At 55.6% G+C, this 18,373-nt stretch carries 18 protein-coding genes; 15 read left to right on the plus strand and 3 right to left on the minus strand.

What is annotated here, in order from left to right:
- Positions 1-15: 15 nt before the first annotated feature.
- The gene (locus EKN83_RS10515) at positions 16-1,230 is read right to left on the minus strand and encodes an MFS transporter (protein ID WP_095451718.1); all 1,215 of its coding nucleotides are present in this window, start codon (positions 1,228-1,230) and stop codon (positions 16-18) included.
- A gap of 109 nt (positions 1,231-1,339) precedes the next feature.
- On the opposite strand from EKN83_RS10515, the gene EKN83_RS10520 reads away from it, so the two are divergent.
- Positions 1,340-2,278, plus strand: coding sequence for a LysR family transcriptional regulator (locus tag EKN83_RS10520; protein WP_185857669.1), 939 nt, complete (start codon positions 1,340-1,342; stop codon positions 2,276-2,278).
- 41 nt (positions 2,279-2,319) lie between these two features.
- Here EKN83_RS10520 and rne read toward each other — a convergent pair whose 3' ends face one another.
- A complete protein-coding gene (gene rne, locus EKN83_RS10525) occupies positions 2,320-5,442 on the minus strand; it encodes a ribonuclease E (protein ID WP_126800888.1) in 3,123 nt (1,040 codons plus the stop codon).
- Between the two features lie 572 nt (positions 5,443-6,014).
- Here rne and rluC point away from each other — a divergent pair.
- The gene (gene rluC / locus EKN83_RS10535) at positions 6,015-6,962 is read left to right on the plus strand and encodes a 23S rRNA pseudouridine(955/2504/2580) synthase RluC (protein WP_045284997.1); all 948 of its coding nucleotides are present in this window, start codon (positions 6,015-6,017) and stop codon (positions 6,960-6,962) included.
- Positions 6,963-7,038: 76 nt separating this feature from the next.
- Here the strand turns inward: rluC and EKN83_RS10540 are convergent, their stop codons facing one another.
- Complete coding sequence (locus EKN83_RS10540; protein ID WP_126800889.1) at positions 7,039-7,623, minus strand: Maf family protein; 585 nt, start codon at positions 7,621-7,623, stop codon at positions 7,039-7,041.
- A 140-nt stretch (positions 7,624-7,763) separates the two neighbouring features.
- Between EKN83_RS10540 and yceD the strand changes: the two genes are divergently transcribed.
- The 13 genes from yceD (at position 7,764) to EKN83_RS10605 (ending at position 18,356) form a co-directional block, all read left to right on the plus strand.
- A complete protein-coding gene (yceD, locus tag EKN83_RS10545) occupies positions 7,764-8,285 on the plus strand; it encodes a 23S rRNA accumulation protein YceD (protein WP_021240759.1) in 522 nt (173 codons plus the stop codon).
- A gap of 16 nt (positions 8,286-8,301) precedes the next feature.
- On the plus strand, positions 8,302-8,475 hold the full coding sequence (gene rpmF, locus EKN83_RS10550; RefSeq protein WP_003857964.1) for a 50S ribosomal protein L32: 174 nt from the start codon (positions 8,302-8,304) through the stop codon (positions 8,473-8,475).
- Between the two features lie 80 nt (positions 8,476-8,555).
- A complete protein-coding gene (gene plsX, locus EKN83_RS10555; protein ID WP_025758132.1) occupies positions 8,556-9,590 on the plus strand; it encodes a phosphate acyltransferase PlsX in 1,035 nt (344 codons plus the stop codon).
- Positions 9,591-9,596: 6 nt separating this feature from the next.
- Positions 9,597-10,550: a beta-ketoacyl-ACP synthase III gene (locus tag EKN83_RS10560; RefSeq protein ID WP_025758133.1), complete on the plus strand. Its 954-nt coding sequence runs from the start codon at positions 9,597-9,599 to the stop codon at positions 10,548-10,550.
- Between the two features lie 15 nt (positions 10,551-10,565).
- Complete coding sequence (fabD, locus tag EKN83_RS10565; protein ID WP_025758134.1) at positions 10,566-11,495, plus strand: ACP S-malonyltransferase; 930 nt, start codon at positions 10,566-10,568, stop codon at positions 11,493-11,495.
- 12 nt (positions 11,496-11,507) lie between these two features.
- Positions 11,508-12,242: a 3-oxoacyl-ACP reductase FabG gene (gene fabG, locus EKN83_RS10570; protein WP_025758135.1), complete on the plus strand. Its 735-nt coding sequence runs from the start codon at positions 11,508-11,510 to the stop codon at positions 12,240-12,242.
- Between the two features lie 153 nt (positions 12,243-12,395).
- The gene (acpP, locus tag EKN83_RS10575; RefSeq protein WP_003857954.1) at positions 12,396-12,632 is read left to right on the plus strand and encodes an acyl carrier protein; all 237 of its coding nucleotides are present in this window, start codon (positions 12,396-12,398) and stop codon (positions 12,630-12,632) included.
- 91 nt (positions 12,633-12,723) lie between these two features.
- Positions 12,724-13,965, plus strand: a complete 1,242-nt coding sequence (gene fabF, locus EKN83_RS10580) for a beta-ketoacyl-ACP synthase II (protein WP_052685737.1) — start codon at positions 12,724-12,726, stop codon at positions 13,963-13,965.
- 119 nt (positions 13,966-14,084) lie between these two features.
- Positions 14,085-14,894 carry an aminodeoxychorismate lyase gene (pabC, locus tag EKN83_RS10585; RefSeq protein ID WP_025758137.1) on the plus strand — a complete coding sequence of 270 codons (810 nt, stop codon included), beginning with the start codon at positions 14,085-14,087 and terminating at the stop codon, positions 14,892-14,894.
- A gap of 2 nt (positions 14,895-14,896) precedes the next feature.
- Entirely contained in the window at positions 14,897-15,919 is a 1,023-nt protein-coding gene (gene yceG / locus EKN83_RS10590) for a cell division protein YceG (RefSeq protein WP_025758138.1), read from the plus strand.
- The gene (gene tmk, locus EKN83_RS10595) at positions 15,909-16,550 is read left to right on the plus strand and encodes a dTMP kinase (protein ID WP_045284992.1); all 642 of its coding nucleotides are present in this window, start codon (positions 15,909-15,911) and stop codon (positions 16,548-16,550) included. Before yceG ends, tmk begins: the two co-directional genes overlap by 11 nt.
- Entirely contained in the window at positions 16,547-17,551 is a 1,005-nt protein-coding gene (gene holB / locus EKN83_RS10600; RefSeq protein WP_126800890.1) for a DNA polymerase III subunit delta', read from the plus strand. Before tmk ends, holB begins: the two co-directional genes overlap by 4 nt.
- A 10-nt stretch (positions 17,552-17,561) precedes the next feature.
- A complete protein-coding gene (locus EKN83_RS10605) occupies positions 17,562-18,356 on the plus strand; it encodes a metal-dependent hydrolase (protein ID WP_126800891.1) in 795 nt (264 codons plus the stop codon).
- The last annotated feature ends 17 nt before the right edge of the window (positions 18,357-18,373 follow it).

Genomic DNA, 18,373 nt, shown 5'->3' on the forward strand with positions numbered 1-18,373 from the left:
GATTGGGCATTTTTTTTATGCTGCTTCTGCCGCAGCGGAGGCGATACGTGCGCTTTCCATCAGGCGAATTACCAGCGCAATGATGCCGCAGATGGTCGCCAGAGCGACTACCCCCGTCCAGCCAGCCAGCGAATAAATGTTACTGCCTAACGCCGAACCCAACGCCATTCCGATAAACACCATCGTGAAGAGCAGCGCATTAAGACGACCGCGTGCCTGCGGTTCAAGGCTGTAGACCAGGTTCTGGTGGGCGACCAGACTGGACTGCAGACCCAGATCGAAACCGACGGCAGAGAGGGCGATAAGCATCAACTGCCCATGAACACCCAGTACGGGCATCAGGAACATCAGGGCGAAGGAGACCGTCACCAGAACAGCACCAAGCTGCGTGACTTTTCCTGCGCCCAGCTTGTCCGCCAGACCCCCTGCCAGCGGGGCCGCTAACGCACCGGCGGCACCGGCAATACCAAAACCGCCCGCGACGGCACTGCCCAGGTGATAACGTTCCAGCAGCATGACAGCCAGCGTAGACCAGAAGGCGCTAAAGGCAATCGACAGAAAACCCTGAGCCAGCGCGGCGCGGCGCAGCGCCGGATAGCGACGCCACAGGTGCTCCATTGAACGCATCAGCGCGGGGTAGCTCAGCGTGGAGTGAATGGCAAAACGGGGAAGTACAAACCACATCATTACCCCGATGAACGCAATGCTCGCAGCCGCCAGCTGGTACATGACGCGCCAGCCGAACGCTTCGCCCACCACGCCGCTCACGGTCCTTGATAATAAGATACCCAGCAGCAGCCCGGTCATTACCGTTCCTACTGTTTTACCCTGTTTGCCTTCCGGGGCGAGGATCGCCGCGGCGGGGACAATATCCTGTGCCATGGTGGCGGCCATACCGATAAGCAGGCTTGCTACCAGCAGAGAGTGGAGCTGTCCGGTCAGGCTACAGCCGAGGAGAAACAGGGCCAGTGCCGCGCTTTTGATCAGGATTAACGTCCGGCGGTCATGACGATCGCCAAGCGGAAGCAGGAACAGGATACCTAGCGCGTAGCCAGCCTGCGTCAATGTGGGAACCAGCCCCATACCTTCAATCGTGAGATGAAGATCGGCACCCATCAGCGGCAGAAGGGGCTGGGCGTAGTAGATCGATGCCACGCTGAAGCCAGCCCCGAGAGCCAGCATGAAAATCACCCAGCGGCTTGCAGCATGGGGCGTTGTAGTTGTGTTCATAGGTTGTTCCTCATTCGTCGTGTGAAGCTATTTTTTATCAGCAGGCGTTGCGTGGGTAGCCAGCCCGGTGGTAAAACGCTTATACGTTGAGCGTATAAGCGAAAAGGCGATGAAAAGAATTGAGCGTATAGACAGGGTGGAGTTGATGCGGACGTTTGTCCGCATTGTTGAGGCGGGTTCACTCTCTGCGGCGGCACGGCAGCTGGCAACAACCCAGGCCACGGTGAGCCGACGGTTACAGTCGCTTGAGACAATGCTGGGCGTGCGCCTGCTGCTGCGCACCACCCACACGACGCGGCTGACGGATGACGGTGAACGCTGCTATCAACACGCCCGTCGGGTGATTGACAGCTGGCTGGCGCTGGAAGATGAGGTGGGGCAGTCGGAAGATGAACCGGTAGGCGTGCTGCGGGTGCGGGCACCGCACGCCTTTGGGCAGGATCAGCTTCTGAAACCGGTAACCGAATTTTTGCAACGTTATCCGCAGCTTTCTATCGAGTGGATGCTTAACGATCGGTCAGCTGATTTTCTCGGCGACAACCTTGACTGTGCGATTCGGGTGGGCGTGGAAGTCGATCCGGCGACCGTCTCCGTGCTGCTGGCTGAAGTGCCGCGCTCGGTGGTGGCTTCTCCGGCACTGCTGGCCCGTTTCCCGACGGTTAACACCCCGGAGGATTTGCAACAGCTCCCCTGGATAGCCATCAGCTCGTTCTACCAGCGTCATGTGGAGCTTTTTCACGAGGCATCACCCGCCACCGCGCGAGTGGCGATTACACCCCGCCTCAGCACTGACAGTCTGTATGTCGCGCGCAATACGGCCCTCACCGGGCTTGGCGTCGCGGTCGTATCCAGCTGGACGGTACAGGATGATATTCGGGAGGGGCGGCTGGTGCATTTACTGCCAGAGTGGCAGCCGGCGGCATTACCGGTGCATCTGGTATACCCCTGGTCCCGTTATTATCCAGCGCGCTTGCGGCGCTTTCTGGAGCTGATGCGGCAGGTCATGCCGGAGGTCACCGGGATGAGAAAGCCCGTACAGCAGCCATAAAAAAAGCCGACCCGGAGGTCGGCTTTTTACGTTCAGCGTCGTTATTCGACAGACTGTGGACGCGTTGCCGGGGCGGTCGCCTGGTGCGTTGCACTGTGGCCACCTGCAGCGCCTTTACCGTCGAAGTTGAACGCCGGGCGTACCCAGTCACTGTGACGCGGGGCTTCAGGCACGTATTCCGGCGCTGGCGCGCGCGTCATCGGTGCTGTCGCCACGTGGGCAGCGGCTGGCGCAGAAACAACCGGCTCTGGTTTCACCTCAGGTGCTTTCGCTTCTTCGGCTTCACGAACAGGTTCCACGGCAATCTCTACGTCCTGAACCACTTCTTCAGTGACGGTTTCGACCACAACCTCTGCGGCTTCTTCAACCGCGGCGGCAGGCTGTGCTTCTTCCACAACGCTTTCAGCCACGGCGGTGTCTTCTTCAGCAATCAGCTGTGGTGCGGCATCAACCGGCGCGGCAATCACTTCAGGATGCGTGGTTTCCACTTCTACCGCCTGCGGAGCTTCAGCTGCAACAGCCTGCGGTTCCACCACGGTAGCGGCTTCAGCCACCACTTCTTCAGCGACAGCGACAGGTGCAATCACCTCTTCGGCTACCGGCTGTTCTTCAACAACCTGCTCCGGACGAGCAACCGGGTAGCGGATCCAGACCTTACCGGAGGCCATTTCTGGCGATGCGCAGGCAATGGTCAGCGGCATTGGCGACTGGGTCGGGTAACGTTCGTCACGATAGCGACGACGGCGCTGACCGCTGACGCGCAGATGACGTGGGGAACGACGCGAACGACGTGGCATGCCGGCGTTATCACGGTTTTCACCGTTTTCATCCTGCTCTACGTTGTTGTCCACGACCGCTGGCAGGTCAACTTTTGCCAGCTGCGTACCGGCTGCGCTCTCGTTTGTTTCCGCAGCGATTGCTGGCGCTTCGGTGGCTTCGGAAGCGAAACGCACCTTCTGGGTAAGCTGGCGCTGCTTACGACGCGGCATTACCTGAGTGCGTTCTTCCTGCTCGCCGTCCTGCTGTTCAACAGGCTCTTCGCGGTTCAGGTTTTTGACTTCCTGCTGCGCCTGACGCTTCTCGTCGTTACGACGACGGTTACGTTCACGGCGTGGCTGTTGGTCGTCACGCTGTTTGCTCTTCTCAGACTCGTCGCCCGCCTGCTGGCGAATTTCACGATCGTCAACGTTCTGCTGTTGTTTCTCGCGACGGTTACGACGGTTGTCTTCGCGTTGCTCACGGCCTTCGTTATTCTCAGCGCGGTTGTCACGACGTTCGCTACGGTCGTTACGGTCGTTACGGTCGCTGCGGTCATTGCGATCGCGGCGGTTGTTCTGACGCTTGCGGCGGTCCTGCTGACGCTCAGGTTTAGCGGCTTTCGGCTCTTCTTTGGGCTGCTCTGGCTGAACTTCCTCGCCGGCAAACATTTTCTTCAGCGCGCCGAAGAAGCGGCTCAGCAGGCCAGGCTGCGCAGGCTGGGCTTTCGCCGCTGCGGCTTCTGGTTTCTGCGTTGCGGCTTTCGCTGCCGGTTTTTCCAGCGCCGTTTCTGGCGGAGCTTCAGGCATGATAAAGGTGGCTAACGCAGGCTGCTCTGGCAGTTTGCGTTCGGCCGGCTCTTCATCAGAAGGCAGAGCCATCTCTTCTTCATGCAGCTTCGGCAGCAGGTAGCTGAGGGTCGTTGTCTCTTCGCCTTTACGGACGCGCAGCACATGATAGTGCGGGGTTTCCATCTGATCGTTTGGCACGATGATGCAGCGGACGCCACCCTGACGCGCTTCAATGGCACTGACCGCGGCACGTTTTTCGTTCAGCAGGTAGGAGGCGATTGGCACAGGAACAATGGCGTGAACCTCTTTGGTATTCTCTTTCAGCGCTTCTTCTTCAATCAGACGCAGGATAGAGAGGGACAGAGATTCGTTATCACGCACGGTACCGGTGCCGGAGCAGCGCGGACAAACGTGATGGCTGGACTCACCCAGCGACGGGCTCAGGCGCTGACGGGACATCTCCAGCAGGCCGAAGCGAGAAATATGGCTAATCTGGATACGCGCACGATCCTGACGAACCGCTTCGCGCAGACGGTTTTCTACCGCGCGCTGGTGGCGAACAGGGGTCATGTCGATGAAGTCGATGACAATCAGACCACCCAGGTCGCGCAGGCGGAGCTGGCGGGCGATTTCATCAGCGGCTTCAAGGTTAGTGTTGAAGGCTGTCTCTTCGATGTCGCCACCACGCGTCGCACGCGCGGAGTTAATGTCGATAGCGGTCAGCGCTTCAGTGGTATCGATAACGATAGAACCGCCGGATGGCAGACGCACTTCACGCTGGAAGGCGGACTCAATCTGGGATTCGATCTGATAGTGGCTGAACAGCGGGATTTCACCGGTGTACAGTTTGATTTTGCTGGTGAAATCCGGACGGCCCAGTGCGGCGATGTGCTGGCGAGCCAGTTCAAGGACTTTCGGGTTATCGATCAGAATCTCACCGATATCCTGACGCAGGTAATCGCGGAAGGCACGCACGATGACGTTGCTTTCCTGGTGGATCAGGAACGGAGCAGGGCGGCTTTCCGCTGCTTTCTGGATAGCTTCCCAGTGCTTCAGACGGAAGCTCAGGTCCCACTGCAGCGCTTCGGCAGATTTACCTACGCCTGCGGTACGCACGATAAGCCCCATGCCATCAGGCAGTTCCAGGCTTGCCAGCGCTTCTTTCAGCTCGGTACGGTCATCACCTTCGATACGGCGAGAGATGCCACCCGCACGCGGGTTGTTAGGCATCAGAACCAGATAGCTCCCTGCCAGACTGATAAAGGTGGTCAGTGCGGCACCTTTGTTGCCACGCTCTTCTTTATCAATCTGAACGATAACTTCCTGACCTTCACGCAGAACATCTTTGATGTTTGGGCGGCCATGGGCGTTGTAGTTTGCAGGGAAATATTCGCGGGCGATTTCTTTCAGAGGGAGGAAACCATGACGCTCAGCACCGTAATCGACAAATGCAGCTTCAAGGCTTGGTTCAATGCGGGTGATTTTACCTTTGTAAATGTTCGCTTTTTTCTGTTCGTGTCCAGGACTTTCGATATCCAGATCGTACAGGCGCTGCCCATCCACAAGGGCGACACGCAACTCTTCTTGCTGAGTTGCGTTGATTAACATTCTTTTCATCGTAACTTACTCGTTATTCTTACATTGACGACAAAGCTGCGGGCAAGGTGACGCTTTCCGGGGTATGAACCGATGGCCTCGTGTCTATTCACGTCGCCAACCTCACGGTTGTCGCTCGCTTAAGAGGCGCAGAGTGTCGGTTGCCTGTGTTTCATACGGAAACACAGCGCAATTATCAGGGGAATTGCCTGGGTAGAACTCTCCAGAGAACAATCCTTATACCGGGAAGTACTGCAACCCGCAGCCCGCTAACTGCCTGAAAGATCAATACGTCTTACGCCATTGCTGCGTGGATGATCGGTCAGACAAAATTGGTCATTCCGTCGAGATCCTTACAAAACCCGGATTTAACGCGGAAAACGGCTTCATTATTCCACTGCTAGCCGGGTTATAGCAAGATGACTTTTACCAATTATCACCCGGTTACTCACAGTTTCTTCACTTCAAGGTGGTGATTGGTTTAATAACCACCAAACCGATTGCGCGAAACAGGGGGCAGGCCGGATAAAAGTAAATATAAGCATAGAAAAATGAGTGGCGCTAATGGCTGACGATATTTAGAATCGCCCACCATGAAAACAGAGACTCCAGCCGTAAAAATGGTTGCCATCGCCGAAGACGAAGCGGGGCAACGTATCGATAACTTTTTGCGCACTCAGCTGAAAGGCGTGCCAAAGAGTATGATTTACCGCATCCTGCGCAAGGGCGAGGTGCGGGTTAACAAAAAACGCGTCAAGCCTGAGTACAAGCTCGAAGCCGGTGACGAAGTGCGCATTCCACCGGTGCGCGTTGCTGAACGCGAAGAAGAGGTTGTGTCGCCGAAGCTGCAGAAAGTGGCGGCCCTGAGTGATGTGATCCTCTACGAAGATGACCACATTCTGGTGCTCAATAAGCCGTCCGGAACGGCGGTGCATGGCGGGAGCGGTTTGAGCTTCGGCGTGATTGAAGGGCTGCGTGCCCTGCGTCCGGAAGCGCGTTTCCTTGAACTGGTCCACCGACTTGACCGTGACACTTCCGGCGTACTGCTGGTGGCGAAGAAGCGGTCAGCTCTGCGCGCGTTGCATGAGCAGCTGCGTGAAAAGGGCATGCAGAAAGACTATCTGGCGCTGGTGCGCGGTCAGTGGCAGTCCCATGTGAAAGTGGTGCAGGCGCCGCTGCTGAAGAACATTCTGCAAAGCGGCGAACGTATTGTCCGCGTGAGCCAGGAAGGCAAACCTTCTGAGACGCGTTTTAAGGTGGAAGAGCGCTATGAGTTTGCCACGCTGGTGCGCTGCAGCCCGGTGACCGGACGTACCCACCAGATCCGCGTGCATACGCAGTTTGCAGGCCATCCGATTGCGTTTGATGACCGCTATGGCGATCGCGAATTTGATAAGCAGCTGGCGGGCACGGGGCTGTCGCGTCTGTTCCTGCATGCGGCAGCGCTGAAGTTTACCCATCCTCATACGGGTGAAATCATCCGTATTGAAGCGCCGCTGGATGAGCAGTTAAAACGCTGTCTGAAAGTGCTGCGCGGCTGATTTTGCCCGGCGGCGCTACGCTTGCACGGGCCTACGGTTTTGTAGGGCGGGTAAGCGTAGCGCCACCCGGCGAAGATCACATTGTCAGTGGATTACACGCTTCTCGCCTCAACATCTGACACAAGGCAATCAGCGGCAATCCCACCAGCGTGTTGGGATCCCGGCCTTCCAGCTTGTCAAACAGCGCAATCCCCAACCCTTCACTTTTAAAGCTACCCGCACAGTTGAGCGGGCGCTCCCGTCGCACATAATCCTCAATTTCTTGCTCACTGAGGTGGCGGAAGTGAACGTCGAAGGGCTCGCATTCTGTTTGCAGTTGACCAGAGGCGGAGTTATAGAGCGCCAGGCCCGTATAAAAAGTGACGATATTGCCGCGCGCCTGCAGTAATTGCTGACAGGCTTTCTCCTCGGTGTGCGGCTTGCCGGTAATTGCGCCGTCCAGTACACAAACCTGATCGGAGCCTATAATCAAATGCGAAGGGTAACGTGCGGCCAGCGATTGCGCTTTCTCTTTCGCCAGACGCGTCACCAGATGACGCGGTGACTCGCCCGGTTGTGGCGTCTCATCAACCTCTGGCGCGGCACATTCAAACGGGATCCCGAGCTTTTCCAGCAACATTCGGCGGTAGGGAGAGGTGGACGCGAGAACGAGATTTGGCATATTTTTATCACCAGATATAGCGTATCGATGCCAGCCATTTTAAACTACAGGCCGCAATGTGTGCGAATAATTGGCAAAAGGCAGCCCAGGTTGCCTTTTTCTTTGACTCTATGACGTTACAAAGTTAATATGCGCGCCCTATGCAAAAGGTAAAATTACCCCTGACTCTTGATCCGGTTCGTACGGCTCAAAAACGCCTCGATTACGAAGGTATTTATACTTCCGATCAGGCTGAGCGTATTGCCGAATCCGTAGTCAGTGTGGACAGTGATGTAGAATGCTCCATGTCGTTCGCTATCGACAACCAGCGTCTCGCCGTTTTAACCGGTGATGCAAAGGTGACGGTAACGCTCGAGTGCCAGCGTTGCGGGAAACCGTTTGTACAGCATGTTCACACAACGTATTGTTTCAGTCCGGTTCGTTCTGACGAACAGGCTGAAGCACTCCCGGAAGCGTATGAGCCGATTGAGGTTAACGAATTCGGTGAAATCGATCTTCTGGCTCTGGTTGAAGATGAAATCATCCTCTCCTTGCCAGTGGTTCCGGTGCATGATTCTGAACACTGTGAAGTGTCCGAGGCGGACATGGTCTTTGGGGAACTGCCTGATGAAGCGCAAAAACCAAACCCATTTGCCGTATTAGCCAGCTTAAAGCGTAAGTAATTAAGGAGTAAGGTCCATGGCCGTACAACAGAATAAACCAACCCGTTCCAAACGTGGCATGCGTCGTTCCCATGACGCGCTGACTGCAGTTACCAGCCTGTCTGTTGACAAGACTTCTGGTGAGAAACACCTGCGTCACCACATCACCGCTGACGGTTTCTACCGCGGCCGCAAGGTTATCACTAAGTAATCACGCGTCAGCGTGATTAGGCTTAGTGAGGAGCTCCCCGTGCAAACGGGGAACTTACCGAACCAGGCTGCGACGATACCTTGACACGTCTAACCCTGGCGTTAGATGTCATGGGGGGAGATTTCGGCCCTTCCGTGACAGTGCCTGCAGCATTGCAGGCACTGAATTCTAATTCGCAACTCACTCTTCTTTTAGTCGGTAATCCCGACACAATCACGCCATTACTTGCAAAAGCTGACTTTGAACAACGTTCGCGTCTGCAGATTATTCCTGCGCAGTCAGTTATTGCCAGTGATGCCCGGCCCTCTCAGGCTATTCGTAATAGCCGTGGCAGTTCTATGCGCATCGCGCTGGAGCTGGTGAAAGAAGGGCGCGCTCAGGCCTGCGTCAGTGCGGGAAATACCGGCGCGCTGATGGGGCTGTCGAAATTATTGCTCAAGCCTATTGAGGGCATTGAGCGCCCGGCGCTGGTGACGGTGTTACCGCATCAACAGAAGGGTAAGACGGTGGTGCTCGACCTGGGCGCTAACGTCGACTGTGATAGTACAATGCTGGCTCAGTTTGCCGTGATGGGTTCGGTGCTGGCAGAAGAAGTGGTCGGGATTAATACTCCCCGTGTTGCGTTACTGAACATTGGTGAAGAAGAGACCAAAGGCCTGGACAGCATTCGCGATGCGGCTGAATTGCTCAAACAGGTTCCTTCCATCAACTATATTGGTTATCTCGAAGCCAATGAGTTGTTGACGGGTAAAACGGATGTTCTGGTGTGCGATGGTTTCACCGGAAACGTCACGTTGAAGACCATGGAAGGGGTGGTGCGTATGTTTCTTTCTCTGCTGAAATCGCAGGGAGAAGGCAAAAAAAGCGCCTGGTGGTTGATTTTATTAAAGCGTTGGTTACAAAAAAGCCTGACGCGGCGATTCAGTCACCTCAACCCCGACCAGTATAATGGCGCCTGTCTGTTAGGATTGCGCGGCATCGTGATTAAGAGTCATGGCGCCGCCAATCAGCGAGCATTTGCTGTCGCGATTGAACAGGCAGTGCAGGCGGTGCAGCGACAAGTCCCTCAGCGGATTGCCGCTCGCCTGGAATCTGTATTAGCTAAAAGTGACTGAGCGTACATGTATACGAAGATTTTAGGTACCGGCAGCTACCTGCCAAAACAAGTGCGTACCAACGCCGATCTGGAAAAAATGGTAGATACGTCTGACGAGTGGATTGTCACGCGCACAGGTATCCGTGAACGTCGTATTGCCGCGCCAGACGAAACCGTGTCGACCATGGGTTACGAAGCCGCACAGCGTGCTATCGAGATGGCGGGCATTGATAAAGAACAGATTGGTTTGATCGTGGTCGCCACGACGTCTGCCACACACGCTTTCCCAAGCGCGGCGTGCCAGGTGCAAAATATGCTCGGCATTAAGGGCTGTCCGGCGTTTGACGTCGCTGCCGCGTGTGCAGGTTTCACCTATGCACTGAGCGTTGCCGATCAGTATGTTAAGTCCGGTGCCGTCAAATATGCGCTGGTGATCGGTGCTGACGTGCTGGCGCGTACCTGCGATCCGACCGATCGCGGAACGATCATTATTTTTGGTGATGGTGCAGGTGCGGTGCTGCTGGGCCAGTCCGAAGAGCCGGGCATTATCTCCACGCATCTGCATGCCGACGGAAGCTACGGTGAGCTGCTGACACTGCCTAACGCCGATCGCGTTAATCCAGACAATGCCATTTACCTGACCATGGCAGGTAATGAGGTGTTCAAGGTGGCGGTGACTGAGCTTGCGCACATTGTTGATGAGACGCTGGAAGCCAATAACCTGGAACGCACTGCACTCGACTGGCTGGTGCCGCACCAGGCGAACCTGCGTATCATCAGCGCGACCGCGAAAAAGCTGGGCATGTCGATGGATAACGTCGTGGTGACGCTGGATCGCCACGGCAACACCTCTGCGGCGTCAGTACCGTGCGCATTTGACGAAGCGGTACGCGACGGGCGAATCAAACGGGGCCAGCTGGTCTTGCTTGAAGCCTTCGGTGGCGGGTTCACCTGGGGTTCCGCGCTGGTTCGTTTCTAGGATAAGGAATAAAAAATGACGCAATTTGCTTTTGTGTTCCCGGGGCAGGGCTCTCAAACCGTTGGGATGTTGTCTGAAATGGCAGCAAACTATCCGGTAATTGAAGAGACTTTCCGTGAAGCTTCCGATGCACTGGGTTATGATTTGTGGGCGCTGACCCAGCAGGGGCCGGCCGAAGAACTGAACAAAACCTGGCAGACCCAGCCAGCACTGCTGACCGCGTCCGTTGCGTTGTGGCGTGTCTGGCAGCAGCAGGGTGGTAAAGCGCCAGCGCTGCTCGCGGGCCATAGCCTGGGTGAATACTCTGCGCTGGTCTGTGCCGGTGTGATCGCGTTTGCTGACGCGGTACGTCTGGTGGAACTGCGCGGAAAATTCATGCAGGAAGCGGTGCCAGAAGGCACGGGCGGTATGTCTGCCATCATCGGTCTGGATGATGCCGCGATTGCAAAAGCGTGCGAAGAATCCGCTGAAGGCCAGGTGGTTTCTCCGGTTAACTTCAACTCGCCGGGCCAGGTCGTTATCGCCGGTCATAAAGAAGCGGTTGAACGTGCTGGTGCGGCCTGTAAAGCGGCGGGTGCCAAACGTGCGCTGCCGCTGCCTGTTAGCGTGCCGTCACACTGTGCGCTGATGAAACCTGCTGCCGAAAAACTGGCGGTCGAGCTGGAAAAAATTACGTTTAACGCACCGACGATTTCCGTTGTGAACAACGTCGACGTGAAATGCGAAACTTCGCCGGAAGCTATCCGTGACGCGCTGGTTCGCCAGCTCTACAGCCCGGTACAGTGGACCAAAACCGTTGAGTTTATGGCAGCGGAGGGCGTTGAGCATCTGTATGAAGTTGGCCCAGGGAAAGTCCTCACCGGTCTGACTAAACGTATTGTTGACACCCTGACTGCCTCGGCGATTAACGAGCCGGAAGCGATGTCAGCGGCACTCTCGCAATAAAAGAGGAATACCATGAGTTTTGAAGGAAAAATCGCCCTGGTGACTGGGGCTAGCCGCGGTATCGGGCGTGCGATTGCTGAAACACTGGTTGCGCGCGGCGCGAAGGTGATTGGTACAGCAACCAGCGAGAATGGTGCGAAGAGTATCAGCGAATATCTGGGTGCGAACGGTAAAGGTCTGGTACTGAATGTGACCGAGCCTGCATCTATCGAATCTGTTCTGGAAAATATTCGCGCAGAGTTTGGCGAAGTGGATATTCTGGTAAACAATGCCGGGATCACCCGTGATAACCTGTTAATGCGAATGAAAGACGACGAGTGGAACGATATCATCGAAACCAACCTGTCATCTGTATTCCGTCTGTCAAAAGCGGTAATGCGCGCTATGATGAAAAAGCGTCATGGTCGTATTATCACTGTCGGTTCTGTGGTTGGTACCATGGGAAATGCTGGTCAGGCTAACTACGCTGCGGCGAAAGCAGGTCTGATTGGTTTCAGTAAGTCGCTGGCGCGTGAAGTCGCGTCCCGCGGTATTACTGTAAACGTTGTTGCTCCGGGCTTTATTGAAACGGACATGACGCGTGCGCTGACTGATGAGCAGCGTGCGGGTACGCTGGCAGCTGTTCCTGCGGGCCGCTTAGGCGACCCGAAAGAAATTGCCAGTGCGGTTGCATTTTTAGCCTCTGACGAAGCGGGTTACATCACTGGTGAGACCCTCCACGTCAACGGCGGGATGTATATGGTTTAACCACGATAAAAAAATTTGCGTTATTTGGGTAAAAGGCCTCAAAATAACGTAAAATCGTGGTACGAACTGCCGGGATTTAGTTGCAAATTTTTCAACATTTTATACACTACGAAAACCATCGCGAAAGCGAGTTTTGATAGGAAATTTAAGAGTATGAGCACTATCGAAGAACGCGTTAAGAAAATTATCGGCGAACAGCTGGGCGTTAAGCAGGAAGAAGTTGTGAACTCCGCTTCCTTCGTTGAAGACCTGGGCGCAGATTCTCTTGACACCGTTGAGCTGGTAATGGCTCTGGAAGAAGAGTTTGATACTGAGATTCCGGACGAAGAAGCTGAGAAGATCACCACCGTTCAGGCTGCCATTGATTACATCAACGGTCACCAGGCGTAAGTGAACATCTCCAGGCGGTCATTCGACCGCCTGAGTTTTATCTTTTTTAGTCCCACGAATCTCTTTTTTTATCCCTCCCTGGAGGACAAACGTGTCTAAGCGTCGTGTAGTTGTGACCGGACTTGGCATGTTGTCTCCTGTCGGCAATACCGTAGAGTCCACCTGGAAAGCTCTCCTTGCCGGTCAGAGCGGCATCAGCCTAATCGACCATTTCGATACTAGCGCCTATGCAACGAAATTTGCTGGCTTAGTAAAGGATTTTAACTGTGAAGAGATCATCTCGCGCAAAGAACAGCGCAAGATGGATGCCTTCATTCAATATGGAATTGTCGCTGGCGTTCAGGCCATGCAGGATTCTGGCCTTGAGATTACGGAAGAGAACGCAACCCGTATCGGCGCCGCTATCGGCTCCGGGATTGGCGGTCTTGGCCTGATTGAGGAAAACCATACATCTCTGATGAATGGCGGACCGCGTAAAATCAGCCCGTTCTTCGTTCCGTCCACGATTGTTAATATGGTGGCGGGTCACCTGACCATCATGTTCGGCCTGCGTGGGCCAAGCATCTCTATTGCGACCGCATGTACGTCTGGCGTGCATAACATCGGCCAGGCCGCGCGCATTATTGCGTACGGCGATGCAGATGCTATGGTGGCGGGCGGCGCTGAAAAAGCCAGTACCCCGCTCGGCGTGGGTGGCTTTGGTGCCGCGCGTGCGCTGTCTACCCGCAACGATAATCCTCAGGCGGCAAGCCGTCCGTGGGATAAAGACCGTGACGGTTTCGTGCTGGGCGACGGTGCAGGTATGCTCGTGCTGGAAGAGTACGAACACGCGAAAAAACGTGGTGCGAAAATTTATGCTGAAGTCGTTGGCTTTGGTATGAGTAGCGACGCTTACCATATGACGTCTCCTCCGGAGAACGGCGCGGGTGCTGCGCTGGCGATGGAAAACGCAATCCGTGATGCGGGTATTACTCCAGCTCAGATTGGCTACGTTAACGCGCACGGGACGTCAACACCAGCAGGTGATAAAGCAGAAGCGCAGGCGGTTAAGTCTATCTTCGGCGAGTCTGCCAGCCGCGTACTGGTGAGTTCTACCAAATCCATGACCGGTCACCTGTTGGGTGCGGCGGGTGCAGTAGAATCTATCTACTCTATCCTTGCGCTGCGCGATCAGGCTGTTCCGCCAACCATCAACCTGGATAACCCGGATGAAGGTTGCGACCTGGACTTCGTTCCTCATGAAGCGCGCCAGGTTAGTGGTATGGAGTACACCCTGTGTAACTCCTTTGGCTTCGGCGGTACGAATGGTTCTCTGATCTTCAAAAAGATTTGATTCAGACTCTCGATAGCCCTAAAAAAGGTCCGCTTGCCGGACCTTTTTTATTAAGGCTAATCTTCTTGTCGGCTGCATAACATCCTGCCAGACTAAACGCCCACGCATAAGGAGCCACCATGTTTTTAATCAATGGCCTTGAGCAGGACACGCTGCCTGCCAGCGACAGGGCGACGCAGTTTGGTGATGGTTGCTTTACCACGGCGCGCATTGCCGATGGTGACGTATGCCTGCTTGATGCCCACCTTCGTCGTCTGCAAACGGCCTGCGAAGCGTTACTGATCCCCTTTACACAGTGGGACACATTGCGTCAGGAAATGTGCCAGCTGGCATCCGGGAAGCAGAGCGGCGTACTTAAAGTTATCATCAGCCGTGGCAGTGGTGGCCGGGGGTACAGTGCCGCGTCGTGCCTTAACCCAACGCGTATCCTCTCCACGTCTGCTTATCCCGTGCATTACGCTCGCTGGCGAGAAGAGGGCGTCACCCTGACGTTGAGTCCCCTGCGGCTGGGACGAAACGCCATGCTCGCCGGCATTAAGCATCTCAATCGCCTGGAGCAGGTGTTGATTCGTACTCATCTTGAGCAGACGGACGCCGATGAGGCGCTGGTTCTTGACAGCGAAGGCGTCATTACGGAATGCTGTGCGGCTAATTTATTCTGGCGGCAGGGGAATGATGTTTTCACGCCGTCACTGGAACAGGCGGGTGTGAACGGCATTATGCGTCAGTTTTGTTTGCAGCAGCTGGCACACTCCGGCTTTCGCGTTGTCGAAGTGAGTGCAGGTGAAGCGGCGCTACAAACCGCAGATGAAGTCATCATGTGTAATGCGCTGATGCCTGTTGTACCGGTCCGTGCGTATGGTCAACACCGCTGGACTTCGCGAGAGCTGTTTCAGTTTTTAGCCCCGATATGTGAGCAAACCAGATAGTCATGAAAAAAATGTTGCGCTTTGTCCTTCTCCTGATCGTTGCGCTGGGTGTCGCTGGCGGAGCAGGCGTGTGGAAAGTTCGCCAGCTGGCGAACAGTAAAATCCTGATTAAAGACGAAACAATCTTCACCCTGAAAGCGGGGACGGGCCGCCAGGCGCTTGGGGAACAGCTCTATGGCGACAAGATTATCAATCGTCCGCGCGTTTTCCAGTGGCTATTGCGCGTGGAGCCTGACCTGTCTCATTTCAAAGCCGGTACCTATCGCTTCACGCCGGGAATGACCGTCAGGGAGATGATGCAGTTGCTGGAAAGCGGTAAAGAAGCGCAGTTCCCCCTGCGGTTTGTGGAGGGGATGCGCCTGAGCGATTACCTCAAACAACTGCGCGACGCGCCGTATATCAAACACACGTTAAAAGACGATCGCTATCAGACGGTGGCCGAGGCGCTGAAATTAGAGCATCCGGAATGGGTGGAAGGCTGGTTCTGGCCAGACACCTGGATGTATACCGCCGGTACAACCGACGTGGCGATTCTGAAGCGGGCGCATAAAAAAATGGTCGCAGCGGTCGATGCCGCCTGGGAAGGGCGAATGGAAGGGCTGCCTTACAACGATCGGAACCAGTTTGTGACGATGGCGTCAATCATTGAAAAGGAGACGGCCGTCGCCGCTGAGCGGGATCGGGTGGCGTCTGTCTTTATCAACCGTCTGCGTATCGGCATGCGTCTGCAAACCGACCCTACCGTTATCTACGGCATGGGTGAGAGTTATACCGGCAAAATTTCCAGAAAAGATCTCGAAACACCCACGGCGTATAATACGTATGTGATTAGTGGTTTACCGCCTGGCCCGATTGCCACGCCGAGCGAGGCGTCGCTCAGGGCAGCCGCGCACCCGGCTAAAACACCGTATCTCTATTTTGTGGCGGATGGAAAAGGGGGGCACACCTTTAACACCAACCTTGCCAGCCATAATCGTTCCGTCCAGGACTATCTGAAGGCACTTAAGGAAAAAAATGCGCAGTAAATACATTGTCATTGAGGGACTCGAAGGGGCAGGTAAAACCACTGCCCGCAACGTGGTGGTGGATACGCTCAAGGCGCTTGGCGTGACGGACATGGTATTTACCCGTGAGCCGGGTGGTACGCTGCTGGCCGAGAAGCTGCGCAGCCTGGTACTGGACATTAAATCCGTTGGCGACGAAGTTATCACTGACAAAGCGGAAGTGCTGATGTTCTACGCGGCGCGCGTACAGCTGGTTGAGACGGTGATTAAGCCCGCGCTGGCCGAGGGTAAGTGGGTTATTGGCGATCGTCACGATCTGTCTACTCAGGCGTATCAGGGCGGGGGACGCGGTATTGACCAGACAATGCTGGCAACGCTGCGTAATGCCGTATTGGGGGATTTTCGCCCCGACCTGACCCTCTATCTGGACGTTACGCCGGAAGTGGGGCTCAAACGCGCGCGCGCGCGCGGCGAGCTGGACCGCATTGAACAAGAGTCCTTTGATTTCTTTAACCGCACCCGTGCACGCTATCTTGAGCTGGCGGCACAGGACAGCGCTATTCGTACCATCGATGCGACGCAGTCGCTGGATGACGTCACGCGCGATATTCAGCAGACCGTTACACAGTGGGTACAGGAGCAGCAGGCATGAAATGGTATCCATGGTTGCGTCCGCACTTTGAACAGCTGATCGGCAGCTATCAGGCGGGGCGGGGGCATCATGCGTTACTGATTCAGGCATTGCCAGGGATGGGGGATGAGGCGCTAATTTATGCCATCACCCGTTTTCTGATGTGTCAGCAGCCGGAAGGGCACAAAAGCTGCGGCAAGTGCCGTGGATGTCAGCTGATGCAGGCGGGCACACATCCTGACTACTACACGCTTGAGCCTGAGAAGGGCAAGAGCGCACTGGGTATTGATGCCGTGCGTGAAGTCAGTGAAAAATTGTACGAACACGCGCGTCTGGGCGGGGCTAAAGTCGTCTGGCTTAAAGACGCCACCCAGCTGACCGAGGCGGCGGCTAATGCGCTGCTTAAGACCCTTGAAGAGCCGCCGGAAAAAACATGGTTTTTCCTCTCGTGCCGCGATCCGGGACGATTGCTGGCGACGTTGCGCAGCCGCTGCCGTCTTCATCACCTCGCGGTGCCTCAGGAATCATGGGCGCTGAGCTGGCTGGAGCGAGAGGTGACAACGTCACCTGAAAGTGCGCTGTCCGCCTTGCGCCTGAGCAGCGGAGCTCCGGCGGCGGCACTGGCCATACTGCAGCCGGACGTCTGGTCACAGCGCGAAGCGCTCTGCCGGGCCGTCGAGTCTTCGCTTCACAGCGGTGACTGGCTAAGCGTATTGCCGGTGCTCAACAGCGACCAGGCCGCCGAGCGTCTGCACTGGCTGGCCGCCTTACTGCTGGATGCGCTAAAAATCCAGCAAGGGGCAACGCTGCTGACCAATCCGGATGCATGGACACTGGTGAATACGCTGGCGAACCGCCTCTCAGGTGCGGTTCTTCACGCGATGCTTCATGACATTTGTCAGAGTCGTGAAGAGCTTTTAACCGTTACTGGTCTTAATCGCGAGCTTTTACTGACCGACCAGTTACTGCGCATTGAACATTACCTGCAACCCGGCGTCACACCGCCTGTTTCCCATCTCTGAGAGAGACATTATGTTTTTAGTCGACTCACACTGCCATCTTGATGGCCTGGATTATCAATCCCTGCATAAAAACGTGGATGACGTGCTGGCGAAAGCCGCGGCCCGCGATGTGAAATTTTGCCTTGCGGTGGCGACGACGCTGCCGGGTTATCGCACGATGCGCGAGCTGGTAGGCGTTCGCGATAACGTGGTGTTTTCCTGCGGCGTTCATCCGTTGAATCAGGATGAGGTGTATGACGTCGAGGATCTGCGCCGACTGGCCGCAGAAGAGGGCGTGGTGGCGATGGGTGAAACCGGGCTGGACTATTTTTACACGCCGGAAACGAAACCGCGCCAGCAGGAGTCTTTCCGCCATCATATCCGCATCGGCCGCGAGCTTAACAAGCCGGTTATTGTGCATACCCGCGATGCGCGTGCCGATACGCTGGCGATCCTGCGGGAAGAAAACGTGACGGATTGCGGGGGCGTACTACACTGTTTCACAGAAGACAGAGAAACGGCGGGTAAACTGCTTGATTTGGGGTTTTATATTTCGTTTTCCGGGATCGTCACGTTCCGTAACGCTGAGCAACTTCGTGATGCTGCGCGTTATGTTCCGCTCGATCGCATTCTGGTGGAAACAGACTCTCCTTATCTGGCACCGGTACCGCATCGCGGTAAAGAGAACCAACCGGCGATGACGAGAGATGTTGCGGAGTACATGGCCGTGCTTAAAGGTGTCAGTATTGAAGAGCTGGCTCGCGTCACCACGGAAAACTTCTCTACGCTGTTCCATATCGACCCCGCCCGCCTGCAATCTGTCTGATACACCTGTTTTTTTTA

Origin of the sequence: Enterobacter sp. WCHEn090032 (assembly GCF_003986875.1) — a bacterium.
GTDB lineage: Bacteria > Pseudomonadota > Gammaproteobacteria > Enterobacterales > Enterobacteriaceae > Enterobacter > Enterobacter sichuanensis.